Here is a 3,240-nt window from a genome sequence, read left to right as displayed (position 1 = left end):
GGCTGCTGCAGTCGGCGCTGCTCGGCAGCGCGCTCGCGTCCGGGCCGGCGCAGGGCGCGATCGCACGCGCCTGCGGCCGCCGCGGCTCGTGCGGCACGGCGGCGCTGGCGCTGCAGGCCGGCCGGATCGCGAGCTACGCGGCGGTGGGCGCGCTCTTCGCCGGCGGCGTGTCGTGGCTCGCCCTTGCCCGCGACGCCGAGCCGATGCTCGCTGCCCTCTGGCGCATGGCGCATGCGGCCGGGCTCGGCTTCGGCCTCTGGCTTCTCGTCAACGGCCGGCAACCGGCGTGGCTGGCGCGCGCCGCAGTCGTGCCGGTCGGCGCCGGGCCGCAGCCGATCCGCTGGCTGCCGCGTGGAGCCGGTGCGGCAGGTGCAGGCGCAGCCGGCCTGCTCTGGGCAGCGATGCCGTGCGGGCTGCTGCAGTCGGCGCTGCTCGGCAGCGCGCTCGCGTCCGGGCCGGCGCAGGGCGCGCTGGTGATGGCGGTCTTCGCCGTCGCCTCGGGGGCCGGCCTCTATGGGGCGCCGTTCCTCTGGCGCCGGCTCGCTTCGCTGCCGGCATCGCCGCGCTGGCGGGCGCTGCCGGTGCGCGCGGCCGGGCTGCTGCTCGCCGGCAGCGCCGGCTGGGCCCTGCTCATCGACGCGGGCCGGCGCGCGGGCTGGGCGTGGTGCGCCTAGGACCTTGTCGGCGCCAGGGGAGGGTTCGTGGAGGGCCGTGAAGTGCCTTCGGCTTGCGCTGCATCAACGAGCCCGAACGCGACGAGCCTAGATTGCGAAGGGTGCGCAGACGCGCATCCCCACTGCGACCGGAGGTTTCATGTACCAGCGCATCCTCGTTCCCGTCGATGGCAGCCCGCCCTCGGACGCCGGCCTCACCCGGGCGATCGAGATGGCGAAGCTCACGGGCGGCCAGCTTCGCCTGCTCCACGTCACCGACCCGATGCCGTTCGCCTTCAGCGCCGAGGGTTACGCGGCGATGGCCTCCGACGTGCTGGCCCTGCTGCGCCGGGCCGGCGACGAGGTCCTGCAGAAGGCGCGCCAGCGCGTCGTGCAGGAAGGCGTGGCCGTGGACACGGTGCTCTTCGACGGCTTGGGCGCGGGCCTCTGCGACCGGGTCTGCGATCAGGTGAAGGCGTGGGAGGCCGAACTGATCGTCATCGGCACGCACGGCCGGCGTGGCCTCGCGCGGGCGCTGCTGGGAAGCGACGCCGAGAGGATCCTGCGCAGCGCCACGGTGCCGATCCTCCTGGTGCGCGCTGCCGACGCCTGAGCCCTCGCCGGCTCAGCGCGCGGCGACGGCCGAACGCGCAGGCTCGGCCAGACCGGCGCCGACCGGCAGGTCGGCGAGGGAAAGAAAAAACACGGCGGCGGCGCAGACCAGTGCGATCCATCCGCCGAGGCTGTCCAGCAGGTTCCTGAACGTCATGACATGTCTCCGGGGCGGCGCGGCCGCGATAAAGGCACTCTAGGCACCCGCGCCGCGCCGGCCTTGCGCCGCATCAAGCTTTCCTTCGGTCGACGTCGCGGCCGCCGCGCCGGGCAGGTGCAGGACGAGACGGACGCTGCCGGGCTCGGCCGGACGCTCGTCGGCGACGAAGCCGAGCGAGGCGGCGAGGCGGCGCATGCCGGGGTTCTCGCGCAGGACATCCGCGACCAGCCGCTCCGTGCCGCGTCCGGCCAGGAAGTCGATGGCCCGGCGCATCAGCAGCGTGCCGAGGCCGCCGCGCTGCAGGTCGGAGCGGACGACGATGCCGAGCTCGGCCTCGACGTTGTCGGGGTCGACGACGACGCGGGCGACGCCCAGCGTCTCGGGCGTGCCGTCGCTGCCGGTGCGCACGGCGATGAACGCCATCTCGCGCGCATAGTCGATCTGCGTCAGGCGCGCCAGCTCGCTCGCCGGCAGCGTCTTGCGGGCGCTGAAGAAGCGCAGGCGCAGGTCTTCGGGGCGGACGCGGTCGAGGAAGGCGCGATGCTGCGGCTCGTCCTCGGGGCGGATGGGTCGCACGACGAGGGTCTCGTCGCGCCAGCGCAGCGTCTCGGCCAGCTCGGCCGGGTACGGCTTGATGGCGAAGCGCGCCGCGCCGCCCGGCCGCGCGGCGCTGAGGCGCACGCGCGCGTCGAGCGCGAGGACGCCATCGGCGTCGGCCCACAGAGGGTTGATGTCGAGCTCGGCCAGTTCGGGCAGGTCGGCCAGCATCTGCGAAACGGCGACGAGCACGTCGCCGATGGCGTCGAGCTTCGCCGGCGCACGGTCGCGGTAGCCGGCGAGCAGGCGGGCGACGCGGGTCCTGCCGATCAGCTCGCGGGCGAGGACGCGGTTGAGCGGCGGCAGGGCCAGGGCCCGGTCGGCCAGCACCTCGACCGCGACGCCGCCCTGGCCGAACAGCAGCACCGGCCCGAACAGCGGGTCGACGCTGGCGCCGACGATCAACTCCTCGGCGTGCGGCCGCGCAGCCATCGGCTGCACGGTGAAGCCGGCGATGCGTGCCGCCGGCATGCGCTGTGAAACGCGCCCGCGCATCGCCGCCACCGCTTCGCGCAGCTGCGCCTCGTCGCGCAGGCCGAGCGCGACGCCGCCCACATCCGACTTGTGCGAGATGTCGGGCGACAGGATCTTCAGGGCCACCGGGTAGTCGAACCCCGCGACGGCGCGCACCGCCGCGTCGGCGTCGTCGGTCACGCTGACCGTCGGCACGACCGGGATCCGGTAGGCCGCGAGCAGCTTCTTGGCCTCGAGCTCGTCGAGCATCTCGCGACCGTCGGCGAGCGCCGCGGCGACGATGGCCCGCGCCGCAGCGAGGTCGGGCGGGCCGTTCTCGCTGGCCGTCGGCACCTTGAGCAGGAGGGCCTGGTTGCGCCGGTAGGTCGAGAGCAGCGAGACGGCGTGCACGGCCGCCTCCGGCGTCTCGTAGTCGGCGGCGCCGGCCGCCTCGAAGATGCGGCGGGCGTCGGCGACGGCCTGGTCGCCGAGCCAGCACGACATCACCCGGCCGGCGCCCTGGCGCACGAGCGGGGCGCAGGCGCGCGCGATCTCGTCGCTGCGCACGATCGCCGTCGGCGCATGCAGGAAGAGGATCGCGCCGGCCTCGGGATGGGCGAGCAGGGCCTGCAGCGTCGCCGTGTAGCGGCTCGCCGGCGCGTCGCCGATCATGTCGATCGGGTTGCCGTGCGACCAGTGCCCGGGCAGCGCCGCGTCGAGGGCGGCCGTCAGCGCCGGCCCGAGCTCCGGCAGGCCGATGCCCGC

The 3,240-nt window shown here is 75.1% G+C and carries 4 protein-coding genes; 2 read left to right on the top strand and 2 right to left on the bottom strand.

Annotation, left to right across the window (positions count from 1 at the left end; translation table 11 throughout):
- Positions 1-674: urease accessory protein UreH domain-containing protein (locus AC30N0_RS08145; protein WP_489517423.1), on the top strand; the 674-nt coding region annotated here is incomplete at its 5' end.
- 139 nt (positions 675-813) lie between these two features.
- Positions 814-1,266, top strand: a complete 453-nt coding sequence (locus AC30N0_RS08140) for a universal stress protein (RefSeq protein ID WP_489517422.1) — start codon at positions 814-816, stop codon at positions 1,264-1,266.
- A gap of 12 nt (positions 1,267-1,278) precedes the next feature.
- Here AC30N0_RS08140 and AC30N0_RS08135 read toward each other — a convergent pair whose 3' ends face one another.
- Entirely contained in the window at positions 1,279-1,422 is a 144-nt protein-coding gene (locus tag AC30N0_RS08135) for a hypothetical protein (RefSeq protein ID WP_489517421.1), read from the bottom strand.
- A 39-nt stretch (positions 1,423-1,461) separates the two neighbouring features.
- Positions 1,462-3,240: bifunctional acetate--CoA ligase family protein/GNAT family N-acetyltransferase (locus tag AC30N0_RS08130; RefSeq protein ID WP_489517420.1), on the bottom strand; the 1,779-nt coding region annotated here is incomplete at its 5' end.

It is taken from the genome of Rhizobacter sp., from assembly GCF_031412495.1.
In the GTDB taxonomy this organism is placed as follows: Bacteria; Pseudomonadota; Gammaproteobacteria; order Burkholderiales; family Burkholderiaceae_C; genus Schlegelella_A.
The sequence above is the reverse complement of the archived record's forward strand: the minus strand, read 5'-3'. Positions and strand labels throughout refer to the sequence as shown.

Excerpts from the sequence above, each read along its gene's own strand:
- AC30N0_RS08140 (WP_489517422.1), top strand. The coding sequence starts at position 814 with ATGTACCAGCGCATCCTCGTTCCCGTCGATGGCAGCCCGCCCTCGGAC.
- AC30N0_RS08135 (WP_489517421.1), bottom strand. The coding sequence starts at position 1,422 with ATGACGTTCAGGAACCTGCTGGACAGCCTCGGCGGATGGATCGCACTG.